This is a genomic window from Fibrobacter sp., from assembly GCA_024399065.1.
Lineage (GTDB): Bacteria > Fibrobacterota > Fibrobacteria > Fibrobacterales > Fibrobacteraceae > Fibrobacter.
Genome location: JAKSIB010000007.1, coordinates 87,286 through 103,036 on the forward strand (window position 1 = coordinate 87,286; position 15,751 = coordinate 103,036).

The window sequence follows — 15,751 nt, forward strand, 5'->3', positions numbered from 1 at the left end:
CCAGGCAAACCCGGCTGTAAAATTATTTCTTTGAACCTTTTATAACGGATATTGCAGGAATAATCAAACCTACAATAGTCGACACCCAGCCATAACTATCTTTTTCTGTAAAAATTATGACAAGAGCTCCACAAATAATCAGAGCAAAGCTTATCAAAAAAGAAAAACAAGACGGAAGTATTGATGCAATTCCCCTCAGCCAAACCTCGGTCTTAGCATTTTTCAAATTCATCTCATGAAGCTCTGCATTTCTTTTGTTGTCTTCATGAATATAATCTAGCTGCTTCGACTGATTTTGAGCAGCAATCTTTGAATTTTCACTAGCAACATCACCCCATCTAAGAAAATGAGTTTTGATGTCTTCATCCTTTGAAACGGCTTCAATTATTTCTGGAGTAACAAGGGATTTGTCAGCATACAGATTAGCCTGGTTAAACTGTATAGTGGCCTGCATTGTAGCAGGCTGTTCTTGTTCAGATCCATTTAAAGGAATATTATCACCCATGAACAAGTTCCTTATTGGCATTACAAAGGACCGCGCCAACAGAACCAAAATTCACATCTAGGCTTTCTGAAAAAGTTGGGATTCGAACCAAATCAACATTGCTCTTACCAACGTATCTTTTTTTCAAATCAACATGAACTGTTGGATTACCAGAAACAACATTCAAAGATCCAATGGAGAATACGCTTGAAAGAGCAATCTTTGCAAGATCTTTCTTATTCATAAGACAACCTCCGTTTGAATTCGTTGCCAAATCTACAAAGAAAATACCTAATTGACTTTAGTAAAGCAAATAAAAGTATTCCAAATCATAGCATTTTTTACCATTTCATTGCAGTTTATATCGTTTTACTGCATTTTATATCATTTTCGTTCAATTAGCGTCATCTACACTCTTTTATCGTTTTTCAGCTGCGATTTGTCAAACGAACCGCCCATCGTGGTCCACCCAGGAACCCGTTAACCCACCCGAAAATCTCAAAAATTTGCGGACGAAGTCGCGCGCGCCACCCCATGAGCCGATTCCGGAGAGCAACAAACCTTTTTGACAGGGGGCCTACCCTACCCCTCCACGCCCGTTAACACAGGTTTAACCGATTAACCAACGTTAACCAACGAGACCGAACCGGTACCCACAGCCCCCTGCACATCGCCCGTAATCAAGCGGTAAACAACGATTAACTAGCATTAACCTAAAAACATTCAAGTTAAACGAATTAAGCGATTGTGGAGCGAATGTGAAGCGAATCTAACAGGCGTTAACCCAACACCAGACATACCGCCCCACCATCCAAATTAACCAAAACATTCAACATTTAGACGCAAAAAGCCAGAGAGAATCACTCCCCTCCGGCTTGGTGTTGCCTAACCACTAAGGTCTAGACAACGGATTTTTTCTGCATGCACTGAATCTCGTGCATATCGCGAACACTCTGGAGCAAGTCCTTCATGTCGTCAATCTGCTGAGAACTGGCAAAGCCATTGGCATCGTCAGACTCGTTGCAGATGACTTCGAGATGAGTCATGCAGCGTTTTTCCAATTTAGCGAACAGTTCGCCCATATTAGCCTCCCATGCGAGCCATCAGCTTGGCAGCATCATCGGCGGAAAAGGTGAATCCCATCCAGGAAACCTTAGGCATATTGCTGAAGGCCTCGTTCAAGGCGGCACGAACATTATCCTCATGAACCATGGAGCCGTCTTCAGACAGCACCCCAAAAGACTTAAGGACAGATTCGTAAGGCTTAATGAATGATGCAGGATTGTTCCGCATCGCACCAACAGCCATAAGAGCAATGAACTTGCTCATGGAATTAGGCATAGCGGCAATCACATCCTGAGTGGCGAACATAGTCAATCCGTCAAGTGCCTGCTGTAAAGTGATCATAGCTCAGCTCCTTGTTATGCCGCCGGAGTTTCAGGGGCGATAGCCACAGGGCCCCAACCAGGACAAACGCTGGAATTCGGGACAACAGTCTTTGTAATGCCCGCAAGAGTTGCCTTAAGATTGTCGATAGCGGCGTTTGCGGCGTTGCAGCAGCAAGTCATCGTATCGGCGACGCGAGCAATCTTCTGATCCACAATCTGTTCCTTCAGAGGAGCAGCAGTTTCCAGAGCCAGAACACGACCGTCAATGCCAGCAATCTTAGCATTCATTTCCTTGTCGTTGCGGAACAGAGCATTGTAGACTTCCACCAGCTTCTTGTCAGTTTCCTGACCGGCCTTAAGAAGTGCAATCTCCGAATCCTTCTGGGCGAGAGCCAAGGTAGTCTGTTGATTGCCGCCGCCAAAGAGCGAACCAAGACCACCGTTCTGCATGAGGGCAAGTGCAGTACCTGCAATGCCAAGACCAAGACCAGCTTTAGCGGTGCTGGAAGAACCTTCGTTAGTGTAAGTAGCCATCGGATTACCCAATTACCCTTTACTGTTCGCCGGGCGGAATTGCCCGACAAGCAAAATCTATGAAGGAAAAACGGCAAATACAATGGCAAGTGTCCAACGGCTCCAATCAGTCCGAACTGTCCACAAAACACGTCCGTGTTTGTCCAAGTTGTCCAGATAAGCCTAATTAGTCCGTCAAGCAATCTATACAAAATACAAAACAATTATAATTTTATTACAAGAATTTAGGAGAAACCGCATGAGGCACCTAACCGTACCCCCGAAGACGGTCGCCTTCTACTGTGAAAGATCCGACAGGACCATTCGAAGAATGTGCGAGCGTGGAGAACTGGAAGCCGACCTGGTCGGCAACGAATGGATAATCAGCTCTGCCGGAGTCAAGCGACGATTCTGGAAACTCGGAAGAGCTTTATGGCAGAAGGTTCTGCACGACATCTACTCCGACCCGAAGGATTATGAGGAAGCCTATCAGGAATTCCTAGAAATCGAAGCCGAAGAATCGGCTAAAGAAAAAGCTCTGAAAAAGAAGCGGAAGTAAACCCACCAAACATCCACCAAACAAAAACGAGCCCGCGAACGCAGGCCCGGTTATCTACTCATCATCCTCAATCAGGAACTTTTCATGATATTTCAAGATCCTATAGGCAACGACACGGTCTCCGGCCCTTTCAACCTCGATGTCGACAATGTACCCATAATCAAAGAAGTTTTCCTTGGAATCAAGAACTTCCTTCTTGAAAGAGTCATCCAGGGAAATAAGCTTTTTAGGACTCTTGGAAACAGAAGTCACAATTCCCCTATCCCCAGGATTTCCAGACTTGCCGTCATTACGGACCTGGTTAAGATACAAGATTTCCTTTTCAAGCAAAGCTCTGCCAGGCATCATCATACGCTCGGAAACATTGACAGCCCTGTTAGAAATTCCGGAGCATTCTGCAGAAGTCTTGTCGACATAAACGCTGATATTATTGTTGTCACCAATGACAGAGAAAGCGACACTGCCATCGGAATCCTTTACGCAGGGATTCAGAACACGACCGACATTTCTAAGAGTTTTCGCATCGGCCCCATCAGGGAGATTTTCTACAGAGACAGGCTTGGAAAGAGACTCAACGACCGACTTGAAAAACTGGGCAAACTGAATAATTGAACTTGCATTTTCCACGATAGGCATAAGTGCGCCGGCAGTAGAAGCCAGGTCGATGATTACGCTACCCTTGCGCACCTCCTTGACATACAACTCTGCTCCATGGCCCGGATCTGTACGTTCACAAAACGAAGAGTACATCTCGGCCAGCGCGTTCATTGAATCGGCAAGATCAACAAGCCGGACCATCTTGGAATTTTTCAAATGAACTTCAAAAATATCTTCAGTCATACCCCCAAAGATACACAAAAGTTTGGCCAGGGTCAAGGCGGGGCCCGCGCGGGTCTTGAAAGGCTCAGAAGGGGCGTGGTGGTGGCGCTTGGGGGCCGGGGAATAAGAGACCATCCTAATTATGCCACAAGGACTTGGTGTGCGCCTGGAGCCGGTTCAGGGAGCAGGGGGCTGTGTGCGCTTGGACGGGCGGAAGCCCGCGGCGGTGCCTTGCGACGGACTCTCCCGAGTTAGCAGCACGCTGCACAGGCGTGGCGTTGGCGTTGTTTTGGGGTTGGGGCTAGTATTGGCACCTTTGCCCATAAAAAGGGCCGTGACGGCTGTTTATGGCGGGGTTTTGGCTATTGACAGGCGGGAATCAAGAATGTGTGTTTGTTCTGAAGGACTGAAAAAGATTTAAGATGTCTTATAAGCGTACTTATAAGAATGATTGTAAGACATCTTACCTTAACATATATGTATACATAAAAAGGATGTTTACACGTAAGAAGGATGTATAGTGTAGAACTTTTTCTTTCTTGGTTCTTCTTTCTTTTTAACCAACGAGGAAAATATGATTAAATCCGTTATGCAGGCCGTAGGGTACTGCTTTGCCATCATCGAGCACGAACACGACGCAAAAAAGGCCAAGGACCTTATCTACAGGAGGATCCTTGACCTTAAAAAGGAGCTGGGGTTCTAGAAAAAAGATGGGGCAATTTTGCCCCGTCAGTAAAAACATTGGTTTAAATTAAACCCATGAGTCTAAAGAGTGAATTCAGCAAGGCGATTGAAGCGAACTACAAAGGCGAAGCTTCTATCAAGTTTCCATACAGGTTTCTAAAAAGGACCATCGGTCAAGAAGGCGTTGACCAGGTAATCAACGCAGCCATTGAATCCGCTGTTAGACGGCTCCGAAGCTTGTCACCACAGTGCCACTACCAGTTTTCGGCAAGGACTTCAAACCGCAAGCACGCTGATACTCTGCTACTGCTAAGAGAACCTCCTGACGAGTCAGCGGACGGTAAGAAATAACGTGAAGAACGAATTTCCCGGACTTGACTAAAGTTTCAATCTTTTTCATAAGACCTACTTTTGAGGGGGCTTGGGGCCGTCGGACTTGAGCTTCTCCAATGTCTGGCTCATGCTGTCTATCAGCATTTGGCGGGCTATGTCACGAACATCAGCTGAATTTACCGAATCATTAGAAGATTCATTTTTCCGAAGCGCTTTTGCGGCGACTTCCTCACCAAAAATTTCTTCCAAGAACATTCCCGCACTCAGGAGTTTACCAATATTCTCACGAGTGACATCGCTTCTACCGGTATTCCAGGCAGCAACAAGTTCCCTTTTCACCCCTAAAGCATTCGCAAGAGACTGCTGTTTATACCCCTTACGATCCATAAATTCCTGAAGTCTAATTCTATCCATGGCAAGGAATATAAAAAAGAATAAAAAAAAGTGAAAAATTTTACCACAACCTATTGACAATGGTAAAATTTTTATCTGTTTATGGTAATATGATTAACAATAGTGGTAAAAATATCAACAATACGGCTAGTGGTTACAATGTTCGCGTAACCCCTAAAACCAAAGAACTTCTTGATTCCATCCAAAGTCAAATCAGCAACACCACCGGATCAAACAAGCCTTTAAGCGCTATCGTCGGTGACCTGGTTTATGACAAGGCAGTAGAACTCGGAGTCAATGGTTAAAAAATGGCTCGCCCCAAAAACGACATTCCAAGATTCATCTCTTTTGATATGCAAGAAATGGACGCAATTCAATCAACAATGACCAACGAAGAACTCGGTTCTTGGTGGAGAAAAGCCATTAGAGATGTTCGCTCTGGATGTCGTTCAAACGATGTTGACGATTTCATTAAAGAACAGTACAAAGTTACTGAATCAAGGATGCAAAAGCGCCAGCAAACCAACCAGGCATATTACAACAAGCATAACGACCAAGTGACCGTTCCCAGCGCAAGTGTAAACGCAAACGGATCACAGCAGGAAGCCGCGAACGGCAACACAGCGGACGATTGTAAAGCACAACCTTCCTGCACGAATTTTGCAGATGGCGACACCCGCGAGGGCTCGCTGAACATCGCTAACACGGGCAACCGTGCGCATCTGGAATCTGGTACATCTGCAAAAACCTCTGGCTCCAAAGTGGACGCCCCTACCGGTAACGCTGGGGAGAACAACCACAGCCCGCAAGGGTCGATTCTGGAATCCGCAACGTCCACCGCGGTAGCCAAGCCCTTGAAAAAGCCCTATGGCGAAAACAAGCACGTGCTCCTCACCGACGAAGAGGGGGCCAAGCTCAGGGAACTGTACGGCCACGATCTCGCCGTCGCCATCAACATCCTTGACGGCTACATCGAGAACAACGGCAAGGCAGCCAAGCGCTACAAGAGCCACTACATGGTGCTTCGCCGCGGCAACTGGGTGTGGGACAAGGTCCAGAACATGAAGCTCACCGAGAAACGCCTGGAGAACGCGGGCGGCAAGGCAAAGAACTTCAAGGCGGAGGAGCGCGAGGCCATGGCCCGATTCATCCGCGGGGAATCGGTCAATCACGATTCCAAGGTCAACGATTCGGAACTTTCAATGGAGGAGCTGAAGCAGCTGTATGGATGATATGCAGAAAAAAGTGAACCATCTGTGCCTATTGCTCAGGCTCCAGGTCATCGAGTACCTACTGAAGGTGGACCGCATCGAGTACGGCGCCCCGGCGCTCTCCGACGAGGAGATGGTGGTGACCAAGGCCATGATAAACGCATTGCCCTGCTGCACCAAGCGCCTGAAGGGCCTGTTCGAGGACGCACACCAGGCTCAGCGCGAAATGGGAATGTTCCCCCACGCCGTGAATCCGGGCGAACTCAAGTGGTGCCTCAAGAACCGCCACATCGGCTACAACTGCATCCAGCAGGTAAAGCATTCGTGGCTCCCCTTCAAGGAAGACAAGGACCTGCGTTCGCTCCCCGCCTTCAGGGCCCTCACCGAAGTCTACCGCCCCCTCATCGCATCGGGCAAGGGCATCATCCCGCCCATCGACGAAGACAAGGTCCAGGAAGAAGCCCTCGCCATCGTCAACCAAGTCACAGAAAAACTCATGGAGGAAAAGTGATGTCCTGGCTTATCAGAAAAGCAAAGAAAAAAGTCCTTGTCGATTTAGGCTCATGGCTCATCGCTCAATTCGTCACAAGAAGCATTCTCATGAGCAGAAACTTGTCGGACCATGGAAGTACCTACTGCAAGCTGAAAAACGGTTACAACGTTTTCGCCGTAGTGTCCAAGAAAGACATCACACTTTCCGACTTTTGTGATTGCACAAAATCTTCAGGCACGTATCATGATCTCGATCCCGATAAAGCTCAAGCCATTCCTCGCGAGTCACATCGTAAACCTGAACCGCACCAGTGAACGCCCCATAAAATTCAAGGTACGGATCAAACCACTTAGCTTCAAAGTAAACTGGGCTATCAAGATCTGTAATCGTGTCATCAATAATCATAGAAACCTCATGTTTTAAAGGGAACTTAGCAAATATGAACTTCAACGAATTCAAGAGCGCAGCCTTCTGGCAGCAGGAACGCAACCGCAAGGAAGCCGAAGAGCGTCGCGACAACTTCGCGGGAGCACTGGTCGCAACAGCCATGTTCGCCCTGTTCCCGTTCCTCTACTGCATCGCATCTATTCTCGACGGGTAGCTTATGAACGTACACGAAGCAGTCAGACGAAACAACTACAAGAACGCCCTGCACATGCTCTGCATCAAGATGGGATGGACCAAGGAATACTCCTGGTACATCATGCGCAGGGAACCGGATATGTGCAGGAACGGCGGTAGAGAAGCCTTCATCAAGAAGGCCACCAGATTGCTTGCGTTCAACTACGATGGCATCCACACCGGGGCCGAGCCGTCACTTTCGCCAAGGCTTTTGCCAAGCGAACATCCATTGAGTCAACCGATCCGTTTTCCACCTGAATTTGAAGAGAAGTCTAAATGAGTTTGAATCACGCTATTTTTCACGGTCGCCTGGGCAACAATCCAGAGATTACCACAATGCCCAACGGCAAGGAACGAGTCCGTTTCAGCATCGCCGTTGACCGCAACTACAAGGACCAGGACGGCAACCGCCCTACCGACTGGATTTCGGTCGTCATCTGGGGCAGTGCAAATTACGTCCGCAAGGTAAACCTCGCCAAGGGCGACAGCGTTATCGTCAGCGGCCGCATGGAGAACCACACCTGGACCGACAACAATGGTGTCCAGCACAACGCCAACTACCTGAACTGCAGCGAGATTCACTTGACAGCAAAGAAGGGTGACCGCAAGAGCGACAAGGACCAGGCTGCCGAAGCTGCGTTCCAGAACACTACACCGCAAGACGATGACGACTTGCCGTTCTAGGGGGATGATATGACCAACGCAGTAATCAGGCTCCAGGGAAAGACCCACAACGAAACGAATTATGTGGTATCCATATTCATCGATGGCGAAGGCAAAATCAGCCATACCGAAGTATGCGGAAAACCTTGCCGCGCCGTAAAAGAAACCATCGACAACCTCGGCGCAATCAAGTCCAGCAATGTCAACGGAATTTGCGACGCAATCCGACTCAAAATGGCAACGCACAACGAATATGTCAAAGGATAAGAATCATACACCGTGGACCACTTCTGAAGTCGCCATTCTAAAGGCTGGCGTGATTCCGGAAGGGCGTACAATGCGAGCCTGCAGGACCTTCTGCTGGAGGCACGGAATCTTTTGGGCCGGCAAGAAAACTTACGACAACAACATGAACCTCTTACAAAGGATAAAGAAAAATGCGAAACATCCTCATGATTGATATCGAGACCACCGGCACCAAGCCTGGCTGCAAGGTGCTTTCCATCGGAGCCTTCGGCTTCAACGAAGACGGCCAGCAGGTAAGTTTCTATGAACGAATCAATCCGGAACAGCTTGCCAAGGAAATGTTCTTTGACGAACCCTCCACCATGGAATGGTGGCGCAAGCAGGACGAATCCGTAATGCTGGAAGCCTTCGGCGGCGAGAAGGGCCCTGCAGAAGTCCTGAGCGAATTCAAGCAGTTTTTCTACAAGAACTTCAACCCCGGCCGCGGCAGCTGCAAGTTCACTGTGTGGAGCTGCGGCATTGATTTCGACTTCCCGATCCTTGGCGAACTTTTCGCAAGAACCGGCGTCTCTCCCCTGTGGAAGCTCTGGCAGCAGCGCGACTACCGCACCATCAAGGAACTGTTCCCCGAAGTAAAGGCCAACGAAGGCAACGTCGAGAAGCACAATGCCCTGGAAGACGCCAAGGCACAGATGCGCGGACTCCGTCATTTCTTTGGTCTGCAGCTCGCTCCCGCAAAGAGCATCCAGTAGAATATAGCCCTGGCGGGCACAACACAACAACAAAACAAAAACACACTAGATGTCGGCGCCCTGCAACTCAGGCCCCAGCATTGAATTACACACCCCGCCAGGGTTTCAATTTAGCCCGATGGACGCATCTGATCTAAGTCATTGAGTCCTCCTATTGGTTGTGTTGTACCGCGTCCGGAGGGCAATTTTTTCAACAAAAGGAACCCAATCATGAACAGTGCAAAAGAAAAGCACATGAACGAAATCATTCACGAGACCGCCAGCAAGTTCGCTGCAATGAGCAAGGTCATGAGCAACGATATCAAGAGCGGATACGCAAAACTTTGCTGCATCTGGATTGAAAACGGTAGCAAGACCGCCACTGCATTTTCCCACCACATCGGATGTGCAACCAAAATCGAGCGTTTCTGCCAGGAAGCCGAAAACGATTACAACGAATGCATTGAGCTTACCGCGAACCACGCAGGCCTTATGCACATCCAGTATGCCAACGGCTACGCTCTGGTAACCAGCAAGAACTACGACGAATTCCTCAGCAAGAATGGACGCCCTATTTCCGAAGATGGCGAATGGAAAAACTTCGAGTACATCAACTGGAAAAATGTACTCCCGGAAATGGCGGTTTGCAGCAAGGCCATTGATCACGGAAAGATGTTCGACCCGAAGCTCCTCGTAATCCTTGACAACGTCAAGAAAACCTGCCCGTACAACGATTTCTATGCAAGCGTCCAGGAACGCATGGTCTGCAGCGAAAACATGGAAACCTGCGTTGCAGCATACCCTGACATGATCCTTGTCGCATACCCCATCAAGCACGGCTCGGACGAAACGAGTTCTGATCCCTCCATCGACATGAAAGAAGAATACCGCTTCTTCAAGGACTAGGATGCGAAAGGAACGCACGAAGTACGGCTGCAAGACTTTCACGGTCAAGGAACTGCAGGATTTGCTTCCAAGGCTCGACTGCGACCGTGAAGAAGCCTTGAAAATCGGCGAAAGCATCGGAATGACAAAGCATGCAGTCGATACGCTCAGGAGCCTGCTCGGTTTCACAAAGAAGACTCCAGACATCATTCCGGAATCCACCCTGGACAGAGTAGTCGAAATATTCCTGGACAATCCAGACAAGAGCGCCTACGAACTGTTCAGGGAGTACAACGGCGAACTGAAACTTGCCTGCTACCAAAAGTTCTACGAAATCCTAAGGCGTCGTGGAATCGAGAGCAACCGTAAACGAGACTACTGGTCCGTTTTCAAGGACAAGAAACTCCTGGACCTTAGGGACAACAAGAAAATGACATATCCGCAGATCCACGAGATCATGCCAGAAAGAACCATAAGCGCCCTTCAACTCCGATACGCAAAACTAAAAGGTTATATCGCACCAAGCAAAAGGAACAAAATCAATGAAAACGCAGCTTGACATGAGAACTATCGCAGTCGCGAAAATCATCCCCAACCAGAACAACCCCAGATCCGAAATCGGTGACGTTTCCGATCTTGAAGCAAGCATCAAGGCCCACGGCCTTATCTCCCCGCTGACCGTCCGCTGGAACGGTACCCGTTTCGAAGTGGTAGCCGGTTCCCGCCGCCTCAAGGCTCTGCAGAATCTCGGCATCGAAAATGTAGCCTGTAACGTGATTGACGGTCCCGAAGACAAGCTCTTCGAAATCGCCACCGCCGAGAACGTGAGCCGTAAGAACATGAGTGCAGGTGACGAATGCCGCGCGGTCCTGCAGATGGTCAAGAACGGCACCGACATCCGTTCCATCGCAACCAACTTCGGCCACAGCGTGCGCTGGGCCCTTGGTCGCCAGAAAATGGCGGAGCTGGGCGACGATATCATGAAAATGGTAGACGAAGGCGAAATCACCCTAGCCCACGCAGAAGTGCTGACCATGTGCAACAACGATGATGAAGTCAAGAAGTTCGCTGATCAGTGCCGCTACACACATCCGGAAGACCTGAAAACTCGTATCATGAACGAGAAGAAGAACCTCTCCAAGACTCCCTTCAACACAAAGAAAATCTGCAAGGGATGCGACAAGCAGACCATCACCCAGCAGGACATTTTCGGCGACGTTACCGACAGCTACTGCCAGGACGGAGAATGCTATCAGAATAATCTGGACAAGTTCATTGAAGGCAAGGTTGCTGAACTGAAGAAAAACGGCTACATCCAATGGGAAGGCAATTACGATTGGAATTTCATCCATTCCTACAGTTTCATTGATCCGGACAAAATGAGCGAAAGCGACGTTGAAGTCGTTGAACGCATCAAGGAAAACGGTGGACATCTCTGGTTCTACGTCAAGAAGGACGGAGAGGTGGTTTTCCGCTGGAAGCGCTCCGAAGCACCCAAAGACCCTGAAGAAGAGGAAGCCCAGGAACAGGAACGCGCAGAACGCGAACTGAACAGCAAGGTACATCAGCGCAAAAATGAACTGGAAAAGGCTGACTTTAAGGAACGCGTCCAGAACATCGTAGACAGCATTAATTCGAACGCCGTAGCCCTTATCTTCGACACACTGAATACCGAGTGCTACGACAACGAAACCTTCGGCGAAAGCAGTACGGCAGACGCCGATGAAGAATACGACGAAGGAGCCGTAGCCAACATCGATGAACCTACCGCCAATGGCGATTCCCAGCGCGACTACATCGTTGCAAAGATCGTAGACATTCTCACCGATTACGACGGCGTCATCTACAAGTCTGAAGTCGAACGCGCTTTCTTTGACCTTAAGGAACATTCCTGGTATGAAGCCGAAGCCCGCCGGCAGATTGAAGAAGAACCCGAAACTGAAATCGAAGAAGAGCAGGAGTAGAAAATGAATTACTTCAAGCTCGCCAGGGAATGTGAAGCAAAGGTATTCCTTGGCGACAGCCCCAACCTTTTGGCAACCTGCTACCGTTGTGGCCACAAGTTCAAAATCAAAGACATGTTCGAAGTAGGCCTGAACGTGTTCAAATGCGCCCAGTGTGTCAAAAAGTAAATCATAAAGCAAGGACTGATATGCCTGTTGAAATTGTCACCAAAGAAGATCTTGACCAGTTGCAAAGCAAGCTCATTGCTGCTCTTGAAGAAATCAAGAGCGTTCCCGGTCGTCGCAAGTGGATGAACATCCTGCAGGCCACTGATTACATCGGGCGTAAGCACACCCGCTACCTTGCAGAAAAGGCCCGTAATCACGAAATCACGGTTCATCGCGACGGCAAGGAAGTGTTTTTCCTTGTCGATGACCTGGACCGCTTAATGATGCAGTTCCGCATCCCCAGCAACGACGAAATTAAAAGCAACGCATTTGTGAGGAAATAATATGCGAAAGAAAAAAATCGAAAATCCGCTAAAAAACAAAATTGCCAAGCGCGGCATGGAAGCTCTCGAAAAACAGTGGGAAGATTTCAAGCCCACCGACAAGCCCGTCTCCAAGCGCGGCCGTAAGAAGAAGACTGCAACCACCGAGGAATCCTCGGCAGTTGTTTCCGAAATGGAAAAGACTCAGACCGAGTTCATTCCCAACTTTTGGACACACCCCGACAAGGAACCGTTCAACATTCCGAATCAGTCCGCAAAAGCCGACTGCGGCAAGCCCCAGCTTTCCCTTGTCCCGACGAAAATCCTTGAAGCAATCGCCCGCGTCCGTGAATACGGCAATCGCAAATACAAGTCCAAGGACAACTGGAAGACCGTAGAAATCGAACGCTACCGCGATGCAGCCTTCCGCCATTGGGCACAGTACATTGACGATCCCCAAAGCCGTGACGAAGAATCCGGCCTCCCCCACCTCTGGCACGTCGCCTGCAACATCTCATTCCTGGTAAGCCTGGAGGATTATGATGTCTTACAACATTAAAACAACTCATCATGAATTAATCAATAATGTCTTAACCGAAATCAAGACCGACGCTACCGTTTATGAAATGAACGAAGTCAAGGATTACATCCAGGAATTCATCGAACAGTTCACGGACTACTCCGACGAAGGCCTGATCAAGGTCGCCGTTTTCCACACCGACGATTACGGCAAGATGGACCTGAGAACGTTCTACACCTACAAGGAAAAGGACATGATCAGCTTCAACAAGGACCACGGCCGTCCAAAAATTTTGGAAACCTCAGAGGTGCAGGAATGACGTTAGAAGAATTCGCCAACACAGAACTGGGAAAAAAATTCCTGCAAAACAAACCCGCTGCAACAGTCAAGGATATCGCCGACAAGTATCCTGACCCACCCAAAGAAAAGATCGTTGAAACAACATGTCCTTGCTGCCAAAAACGGCTAAGGCTCAAAATAAAGGTGTAGAATAATGAAAACTTTGACGCTACCCTTGAAGCGCAAGTGGTTCGAGACGATTCGCGACGGCGTGAAGCTGGAGGAATATCGAGAAATGTCGGACTACTGGAAAAAGAGGCTTTTTTCGAATAAAGTTTTTTGCAAAGGCGTTTGTAAAATATGCAATGTAAAAAACTGCCCAAAAGAAATTTTTAGTTCCTACGAACGCCTAATATTCACTTTAGGCTATCCGAAGGCCGACGACACCAGCCGACGCATGGAATTGAAGAACCCCAAAATCCGCATTGGCGAAGGTCGCCCTGAATGGGGTGCGGAACCAGGAAAGAAATACTTCATTATCACTTGGGATAAAGAATGACCAAAAGACAGTATGAAATTTTAGCAAAAATGCTAAGCAAAGAAGAAGCTGCTATTAGTTTGGCCGTTTATGAATCGGAAGGTGAATGGGACGAAGAACTTTTAAAAGAAGACCTGAACGACATAATTCAAATTAAAAAAGAAATTCGCCAAACAATAACAATCCAAGAATCAATGTTTTAAAAAATGACGACCAGGCAATTTAATCATTTAACGCATTTGATCGATGACGAAATTGATAAATGCGAAACCAAATTGATGAACAAACACTGCATGAATATCGAAAAAATTAACAAAATAAAAGCACTTCAAAAAGATTTGCTGGCAATCAAAAAAGAATTGACAGAAACGTTTTCTGCATAATAATTTAGGATAAACGAAATGAGAGGTTTTACTTACACTTACTATGGATTACTATTCCCTAACGGAATACTCAAATTCAAAACCAAAACAAGCAAAGACGCTTTTGCCAGAGCATCTGCAAAAACAAGCATTTACTTGTTCAGGATTGGAGACTGCATAAAACAAGTCGAATCCTACAGCATTACATACAAGGAATGGCTCCGCGAATTGAACGGACTCCCGCAAGAACTTCACGAAGCCGCACAAAATATCATTGACAAAGAAACTCAAAAATAACATAGGAGACATAAAATGAAAAAGACAATCATCGCAATCATCATCGCACTCGCATTCGTTGGATGCGCTCAGATCGACCAGACCGAACGCGGAATCGGTATTTTATCATGACCATCAACCACGATCACCTGCACGGCACAACCGACAAGGCCGTGAGCCTTGAAGAAGACTATCGCAAGATCAGCGCGATGTACATCGACGCCATAAACAAAAGCGACAAGCTCGACATGAAGAACGCCGAACTCAAGTGGGACATTATTTCCTATCGTTTTGAAAACAAGGCCCTCCGTATTGAACTTTTGAAATGGAAGTTGTCATCCATCAGAAAAACAAGATTTTTCAGCATGGACCACAATTACAACAGACGCAAGGCATCCCAGAAGTACAGGATCATGCTTAAGCTTGAAGAACGTATCCAGAAGCTGGAGAAGATATAATGGAAATAATCAGTTGCATAATCGCATACACAATCGGTTTGATTGGTGGCTACCTTGCTGCAGCCGGAACCGACAACATCCCGACCATAAAACAAGTGGGATTCCTTGCAATAGCCTTGGCTTTGGTAATGACCCCCGTCATCATTTTCATCATCATTTCAGGAACAAAATGAAACGTATCGATCGAATGAAAAACATGATCATGCAAATCGACAACATCCTCACCGGCCTGGGACCATCACAAGCCAATGAGCGAGATATTGCTGCAATACTATCAAATCTCGCTTTGAGCTATGACGTACCCGCCCACATCTACAACGAAAAAGGTCGAAGGAAAATGGTATGAAGAACAAAAGGCTTTTTGAAATCGAACAAGATATCCGCCAATTTGGAGGCATAACAGTTTCTTTTTGTATCGAAGCTTCCGACCTGAACGAACTCTATTTCCTTCTCTATCAAAAAGGATATAAAAAAGGAACATACACCGTAAAAGAATTTCTCCCTGAAAGCACAATGCCCACAGAAGTCACCCCAGAGCCCCAAATGTCATTATTTGGATAAAAGCCCCATGAAAGAATGCCAGGAACTACTTCGCCAATACGGCCTAAACTTCAAGGAGGAAGCGTAATGACCGCAGAAGAATTCGACGCATTAAGCTTTCACAAAGGAATGGTCGTTCATTTCCTGGAACCAAAGACGGTGACCCGCCCTAATCCAACAAGAATTATGGGAGCCTTAATCAGACATGTGATTTTCAATGACGATACCGACGGTGGTGGTGGTGTCCAATACCATGACGAAAAAGGACGCCAAACCTTTGTACACTACTCTCGAATCGTAAGCATCAAGTAATTGACAATG

General features: G+C 47.5%; 34 protein-coding genes. 26 read left to right on the forward strand and 8 right to left on the reverse strand.

The window, feature by feature from the left end:
• Positions 1 to 22: 22 nt before the first annotated feature.
• From MJZ25_05195 to MJZ25_05215, 5 genes are all read right to left on the reverse strand, one after another.
• Positions 23 to 505 (reverse strand): hypothetical protein, encoded by a 483-nt coding sequence (locus tag MJZ25_05195; protein ID MCQ2123565.1) that lies wholly within the window; start codon positions 503 to 505, stop codon positions 23 to 25.
• Positions 498 to 728 (reverse strand): hypothetical protein, encoded by a 231-nt coding sequence (locus MJZ25_05200; GenBank protein ID MCQ2123566.1) that lies wholly within the window; start codon positions 726 to 728, stop codon positions 498 to 500. Before MJZ25_05200 ends, MJZ25_05195 begins: the two co-directional genes overlap by 8 nt.
• A gap of 655 nt (positions 729 to 1,383) precedes the next feature.
• Positions 1,384 to 1,566, reverse strand: a complete 183-nt coding sequence (locus tag MJZ25_05205) for a hypothetical protein (GenBank protein ID MCQ2123567.1) — start codon at positions 1,564 to 1,566, stop codon at positions 1,384 to 1,386.
• A 1-nt stretch (position 1,567) separates the two neighbouring features.
• Positions 1,568 to 1,891: a hypothetical protein gene (locus MJZ25_05210; GenBank protein MCQ2123568.1), complete on the reverse strand. Its 324-nt coding sequence runs from the start codon at positions 1,889 to 1,891 to the stop codon at positions 1,568 to 1,570.
• 14 nt (positions 1,892 to 1,905) lie between these two features.
• On the reverse strand, positions 1,906 to 2,406 hold the full coding sequence (locus tag MJZ25_05215; GenBank protein ID MCQ2123569.1) for a hypothetical protein: 501 nt from the start codon (positions 2,404 to 2,406) through the stop codon (positions 1,906 to 1,908).
• A 310-nt stretch (positions 2,407 to 2,716) separates the two neighbouring features.
• On the opposite strand from MJZ25_05215, the gene MJZ25_05220 reads away from it, so the two are divergent.
• Complete coding sequence (locus MJZ25_05220) at positions 2,717 to 2,944, forward strand: hypothetical protein (GenBank protein MCQ2123570.1); 228 nt, start codon at positions 2,717 to 2,719, stop codon at positions 2,942 to 2,944.
• A gap of 54 nt (positions 2,945 to 2,998) precedes the next feature.
• On the opposite strand, the gene MJZ25_05225 is transcribed toward MJZ25_05220, so the two are convergent.
• The 3 genes from MJZ25_05225 to MJZ25_05235 form a co-directional block, all read right to left on the reverse strand.
• Positions 2,999 to 3,784 carry a hypothetical protein gene (locus tag MJZ25_05225; GenBank protein ID MCQ2123571.1) on the reverse strand — a complete coding sequence of 262 codons (786 nt, stop codon included), beginning with the start codon at positions 3,782 to 3,784 and terminating at the stop codon, positions 2,999 to 3,001.
• Positions 3,785 to 4,667: 883 nt separating this feature from the next.
• Entirely contained in the window at positions 4,668 to 4,847 is a 180-nt protein-coding gene (locus tag MJZ25_05230) for a hypothetical protein (GenBank protein MCQ2123572.1), read from the reverse strand.
• A gap of 5 nt (positions 4,848 to 4,852) precedes the next feature.
• On the reverse strand, positions 4,853 to 5,194 hold the full coding sequence (locus tag MJZ25_05235) for a helix-turn-helix domain-containing protein (protein ID MCQ2123573.1): 342 nt from the start codon (positions 5,192 to 5,194) through the stop codon (positions 4,853 to 4,855).
• A gap of 89 nt (positions 5,195 to 5,283) precedes the next feature.
• Here MJZ25_05235 and MJZ25_05240 point away from each other — a divergent pair, with 89 nt between their 5' ends.
• The 25 genes from MJZ25_05240 to MJZ25_05360 all read left to right on the forward strand — a co-directional run bounded on the left by MJZ25_05240 (position 5,284) and on the right by MJZ25_05360 (position 15,742).
• On the forward strand, positions 5,284 to 5,478 hold the full coding sequence (locus MJZ25_05240; GenBank protein ID MCQ2123574.1) for a hypothetical protein: 195 nt from the start codon (positions 5,284 to 5,286) through the stop codon (positions 5,476 to 5,478).
• A 57-nt stretch (positions 5,479 to 5,535) separates the two neighbouring features.
• Positions 5,536 to 6,405: a hypothetical protein gene (locus MJZ25_05245; protein MCQ2123575.1), complete on the forward strand. Its 870-nt coding sequence runs from the start codon at positions 5,536 to 5,538 to the stop codon at positions 6,403 to 6,405.
• Positions 6,398 to 6,895 (forward strand): hypothetical protein, encoded by a 498-nt coding sequence (locus tag MJZ25_05250; GenBank protein MCQ2123576.1) that lies wholly within the window; start codon positions 6,398 to 6,400, stop codon positions 6,893 to 6,895. The genes MJZ25_05245 and MJZ25_05250 overlap by 8 nt, the downstream gene beginning before the upstream one ends.
• Positions 6,895 to 7,191: a hypothetical protein gene (locus MJZ25_05255; GenBank protein MCQ2123577.1), complete on the forward strand. Its 297-nt coding sequence runs from the start codon at positions 6,895 to 6,897 to the stop codon at positions 7,189 to 7,191. The genes MJZ25_05250 and MJZ25_05255 overlap by 1 nt, the downstream gene beginning before the upstream one ends.
• A gap of 125 nt (positions 7,192 to 7,316) precedes the next feature.
• Entirely contained in the window at positions 7,317 to 7,478 is a 162-nt protein-coding gene (locus MJZ25_05260) for a hypothetical protein (protein MCQ2123578.1), read from the forward strand.
• Positions 7,479 to 7,481: 3 nt separating this feature from the next.
• Positions 7,482 to 7,778: a hypothetical protein gene (locus tag MJZ25_05265; protein MCQ2123579.1), complete on the forward strand. Its 297-nt coding sequence runs from the start codon at positions 7,482 to 7,484 to the stop codon at positions 7,776 to 7,778.
• Positions 7,775 to 8,182 carry a single-stranded DNA-binding protein gene (locus MJZ25_05270; protein ID MCQ2123580.1) on the forward strand — a complete coding sequence of 136 codons (408 nt, stop codon included), beginning with the start codon at positions 7,775 to 7,777 and terminating at the stop codon, positions 8,180 to 8,182. Before MJZ25_05265 ends, MJZ25_05270 begins: the two co-directional genes overlap by 4 nt.
• A gap of 9 nt (positions 8,183 to 8,191) precedes the next feature.
• On the forward strand, positions 8,192 to 8,428 hold the full coding sequence (locus MJZ25_05275) for a hypothetical protein (protein ID MCQ2123581.1): 237 nt from the start codon (positions 8,192 to 8,194) through the stop codon (positions 8,426 to 8,428).
• Positions 8,429 to 8,598: 170 nt separating this feature from the next.
• Entirely contained in the window at positions 8,599 to 9,159 is a 561-nt protein-coding gene (locus MJZ25_05280) for a 3'-5' exoribonuclease (GenBank protein ID MCQ2123582.1), read from the forward strand.
• A gap of 210 nt (positions 9,160 to 9,369) precedes the next feature.
• Positions 9,370 to 10,044, forward strand: a complete 675-nt coding sequence (locus MJZ25_05285; protein MCQ2123583.1) for a hypothetical protein — start codon at positions 9,370 to 9,372, stop codon at positions 10,042 to 10,044.
• A 1-nt stretch (position 10,045) separates the two neighbouring features.
• Positions 10,046 to 10,582: a hypothetical protein gene (locus MJZ25_05290; protein MCQ2123584.1), complete on the forward strand. Its 537-nt coding sequence runs from the start codon at positions 10,046 to 10,048 to the stop codon at positions 10,580 to 10,582.
• A complete protein-coding gene (locus tag MJZ25_05295; protein ID MCQ2123585.1) occupies positions 10,566 to 11,987 on the forward strand; it encodes a ParB/RepB/Spo0J family partition protein in 1,422 nt (473 codons plus the stop codon). Before MJZ25_05290 ends, MJZ25_05295 begins: the two co-directional genes overlap by 17 nt.
• A 3-nt stretch (positions 11,988 to 11,990) precedes the next feature.
• Complete coding sequence (locus MJZ25_05300) at positions 11,991 to 12,155, forward strand: hypothetical protein (protein ID MCQ2123586.1); 165 nt, start codon at positions 11,991 to 11,993, stop codon at positions 12,153 to 12,155.
• A gap of 20 nt (positions 12,156 to 12,175) precedes the next feature.
• Positions 12,176 to 12,478 (forward strand): hypothetical protein, encoded by a 303-nt coding sequence (locus MJZ25_05305; protein ID MCQ2123587.1) that lies wholly within the window; start codon positions 12,176 to 12,178, stop codon positions 12,476 to 12,478.
• 1 nt (position 12,479) lies between these two features.
• Positions 12,480 to 13,016: a DUF5664 domain-containing protein gene (locus MJZ25_05310; GenBank protein MCQ2123588.1), complete on the forward strand. Its 537-nt coding sequence runs from the start codon at positions 12,480 to 12,482 to the stop codon at positions 13,014 to 13,016.
• On the forward strand, positions 13,000 to 13,296 hold the full coding sequence (locus tag MJZ25_05315) for a hypothetical protein (protein MCQ2123589.1): 297 nt from the start codon (positions 13,000 to 13,002) through the stop codon (positions 13,294 to 13,296). Before MJZ25_05310 ends, MJZ25_05315 begins: the two co-directional genes overlap by 17 nt.
• A complete protein-coding gene (locus tag MJZ25_05320) occupies positions 13,293 to 13,466 on the forward strand; it encodes a hypothetical protein (GenBank protein MCQ2123590.1) in 174 nt (57 codons plus the stop codon). Before MJZ25_05315 ends, MJZ25_05320 begins: the two co-directional genes overlap by 4 nt.
• A 4-nt stretch (positions 13,467 to 13,470) precedes the next feature.
• A complete protein-coding gene (locus tag MJZ25_05325; GenBank protein ID MCQ2123591.1) occupies positions 13,471 to 13,815 on the forward strand; it encodes a hypothetical protein in 345 nt (114 codons plus the stop codon).
• Positions 13,812 to 13,997, forward strand: a complete 186-nt coding sequence (locus MJZ25_05330) for a hypothetical protein (protein ID MCQ2123592.1) — start codon at positions 13,812 to 13,814, stop codon at positions 13,995 to 13,997. Before MJZ25_05325 ends, MJZ25_05330 begins: the two co-directional genes overlap by 4 nt.
• 36 nt (positions 13,998 to 14,033) lie before the next feature.
• Positions 14,034 to 14,177 (forward strand): hypothetical protein, encoded by a 144-nt coding sequence (locus MJZ25_05335; protein MCQ2123593.1) that lies wholly within the window; start codon positions 14,034 to 14,036, stop codon positions 14,175 to 14,177.
• Between the two features lie 383 nt (positions 14,178 to 14,560).
• The gene (locus MJZ25_05340) at positions 14,561 to 14,890 is read left to right on the forward strand and encodes a hypothetical protein (GenBank protein MCQ2123594.1); all 330 of its coding nucleotides are present in this window, start codon (positions 14,561 to 14,563) and stop codon (positions 14,888 to 14,890) included.
• Entirely contained in the window at positions 14,890 to 15,063 is a 174-nt protein-coding gene (locus tag MJZ25_05345) for a hypothetical protein (protein ID MCQ2123595.1), read from the forward strand. Before MJZ25_05340 ends, MJZ25_05345 begins: the two co-directional genes overlap by 1 nt.
• Complete coding sequence (locus MJZ25_05350) at positions 15,060 to 15,236, forward strand: hypothetical protein (protein MCQ2123596.1); 177 nt, start codon at positions 15,060 to 15,062, stop codon at positions 15,234 to 15,236. The genes MJZ25_05345 and MJZ25_05350 overlap by 4 nt, the downstream gene beginning before the upstream one ends.
• Complete coding sequence (locus MJZ25_05355) at positions 15,233 to 15,451, forward strand: hypothetical protein (GenBank protein ID MCQ2123597.1); 219 nt, start codon at positions 15,233 to 15,235, stop codon at positions 15,449 to 15,451. Before MJZ25_05350 ends, MJZ25_05355 begins: the two co-directional genes overlap by 4 nt.
• 66 nt (positions 15,452 to 15,517) lie before the next feature.
• Entirely contained in the window at positions 15,518 to 15,742 is a 225-nt protein-coding gene (locus MJZ25_05360) for a hypothetical protein (protein ID MCQ2123598.1), read from the forward strand.
• Positions 15,743 to 15,751 lie beyond the last annotated feature (9 nt).

Excerpts from the sequence above, each read along its gene's own strand:
- MJZ25_05280 (MCQ2123582.1), top strand. The coding sequence starts at position 8,599 with ATGCGAAACATCCTCATGATTGATATCGAGACCACCGGCACCAAGCCT.
- MJZ25_05195 (MCQ2123565.1), bottom strand. The coding sequence starts at position 505 with ATGGGTGATAATATTCCTTTAAATGGATCTGAACAAGAACAGCCTGCT.
- MJZ25_05260 (MCQ2123578.1), top strand. The coding sequence starts at position 7,317 with ATGAACTTCAACGAATTCAAGAGCGCAGCCTTCTGGCAGCAGGAACGC.
- MJZ25_05295 (MCQ2123585.1), top strand. The coding sequence starts at position 10,566 with ATGAAAACGCAGCTTGACATGAGAACTATCGCAGTCGCGAAAATCATC.
- MJZ25_05310 (MCQ2123588.1), top strand. The coding sequence starts at position 12,480 with ATGCGAAAGAAAAAAATCGAAAATCCGCTAAAAAACAAAATTGCCAAG.
- MJZ25_05340 (MCQ2123594.1), top strand. The coding sequence starts at position 14,561 with ATGACCATCAACCACGATCACCTGCACGGCACAACCGACAAGGCCGTG.
- MJZ25_05325 (MCQ2123591.1), top strand. The coding sequence starts at position 13,471 with ATGAAAACTTTGACGCTACCCTTGAAGCGCAAGTGGTTCGAGACGATT.
- MJZ25_05225 (MCQ2123571.1), bottom strand. The coding sequence starts at position 3,784 with ATGACTGAAGATATTTTTGAAGTTCATTTGAAAAATTCCAAGATGGTC.
- MJZ25_05270 (MCQ2123580.1), top strand. The coding sequence starts at position 7,775 with ATGAGTTTGAATCACGCTATTTTTCACGGTCGCCTGGGCAACAATCCA.
- MJZ25_05255 (MCQ2123577.1), top strand. The coding sequence starts at position 6,895 with ATGTCCTGGCTTATCAGAAAAGCAAAGAAAAAAGTCCTTGTCGATTTA.
- MJZ25_05230 (MCQ2123572.1), bottom strand. The coding sequence starts at position 4,847 with ATGAAAAAGATTGAAACTTTAGTCAAGTCCGGGAAATTCGTTCTTCAC.
- MJZ25_05205 (MCQ2123567.1), bottom strand. The coding sequence starts at position 1,566 with ATGGGCGAACTGTTCGCTAAATTGGAAAAACGCTGCATGACTCATCTC.
- MJZ25_05240 (MCQ2123574.1), top strand. The coding sequence starts at position 5,284 with ATGATTAACAATAGTGGTAAAAATATCAACAATACGGCTAGTGGTTAC.
- MJZ25_05350 (MCQ2123596.1), top strand. The coding sequence starts at position 15,060 with ATGAAACGTATCGATCGAATGAAAAACATGATCATGCAAATCGACAAC.
- MJZ25_05200 (MCQ2123566.1), bottom strand. The coding sequence starts at position 728 with ATGAATAAGAAAGATCTTGCAAAGATTGCTCTTTCAAGCGTATTCTCC.
- MJZ25_05345 (MCQ2123595.1), top strand. The coding sequence starts at position 14,890 with ATGGAAATAATCAGTTGCATAATCGCATACACAATCGGTTTGATTGGT.
- MJZ25_05235 (MCQ2123573.1), bottom strand. The coding sequence starts at position 5,194 with ATGGATAGAATTAGACTTCAGGAATTTATGGATCGTAAGGGGTATAAA.
- MJZ25_05360 (MCQ2123598.1), top strand. The coding sequence starts at position 15,518 with ATGACCGCAGAAGAATTCGACGCATTAAGCTTTCACAAAGGAATGGTC.
- MJZ25_05275 (MCQ2123581.1), top strand. The coding sequence starts at position 8,192 with ATGACCAACGCAGTAATCAGGCTCCAGGGAAAGACCCACAACGAAACG.
- MJZ25_05290 (MCQ2123584.1), top strand. The coding sequence starts at position 10,046 with ATGCGAAAGGAACGCACGAAGTACGGCTGCAAGACTTTCACGGTCAAG.
- MJZ25_05250 (MCQ2123576.1), top strand. The coding sequence starts at position 6,398 with ATGGATGATATGCAGAAAAAAGTGAACCATCTGTGCCTATTGCTCAGG.
- MJZ25_05245 (MCQ2123575.1), top strand. The coding sequence starts at position 5,536 with ATGGACGCAATTCAATCAACAATGACCAACGAAGAACTCGGTTCTTGG.
- MJZ25_05300 (MCQ2123586.1), top strand. The coding sequence starts at position 11,991 with ATGAATTACTTCAAGCTCGCCAGGGAATGTGAAGCAAAGGTATTCCTT.
- MJZ25_05320 (MCQ2123590.1), top strand. The coding sequence starts at position 13,293 with ATGACGTTAGAAGAATTCGCCAACACAGAACTGGGAAAAAAATTCCTG.
- MJZ25_05210 (MCQ2123568.1), bottom strand. The coding sequence starts at position 1,891 with ATGATCACTTTACAGCAGGCACTTGACGGATTGACTATGTTCGCCACT.
- MJZ25_05355 (MCQ2123597.1), top strand. The coding sequence starts at position 15,233 with ATGAAGAACAAAAGGCTTTTTGAAATCGAACAAGATATCCGCCAATTT.
- MJZ25_05220 (MCQ2123570.1), top strand. The coding sequence starts at position 2,717 with ATGTGCGAGCGTGGAGAACTGGAAGCCGACCTGGTCGGCAACGAATGG.
- MJZ25_05330 (MCQ2123592.1), top strand. The coding sequence starts at position 13,812 with ATGACCAAAAGACAGTATGAAATTTTAGCAAAAATGCTAAGCAAAGAA.
- MJZ25_05215 (MCQ2123569.1), bottom strand. The coding sequence starts at position 2,406 with ATGGCTACTTACACTAACGAAGGTTCTTCCAGCACCGCTAAAGCTGGT.
- MJZ25_05315 (MCQ2123589.1), top strand. The coding sequence starts at position 13,000 with ATGTCTTACAACATTAAAACAACTCATCATGAATTAATCAATAATGTC.
- MJZ25_05305 (MCQ2123587.1), top strand. The coding sequence starts at position 12,176 with ATGCCTGTTGAAATTGTCACCAAAGAAGATCTTGACCAGTTGCAAAGC.
- MJZ25_05265 (MCQ2123579.1), top strand. The coding sequence starts at position 7,482 with ATGAACGTACACGAAGCAGTCAGACGAAACAACTACAAGAACGCCCTG.
- MJZ25_05285 (MCQ2123583.1), top strand. The coding sequence starts at position 9,370 with ATGAACAGTGCAAAAGAAAAGCACATGAACGAAATCATTCACGAGACC.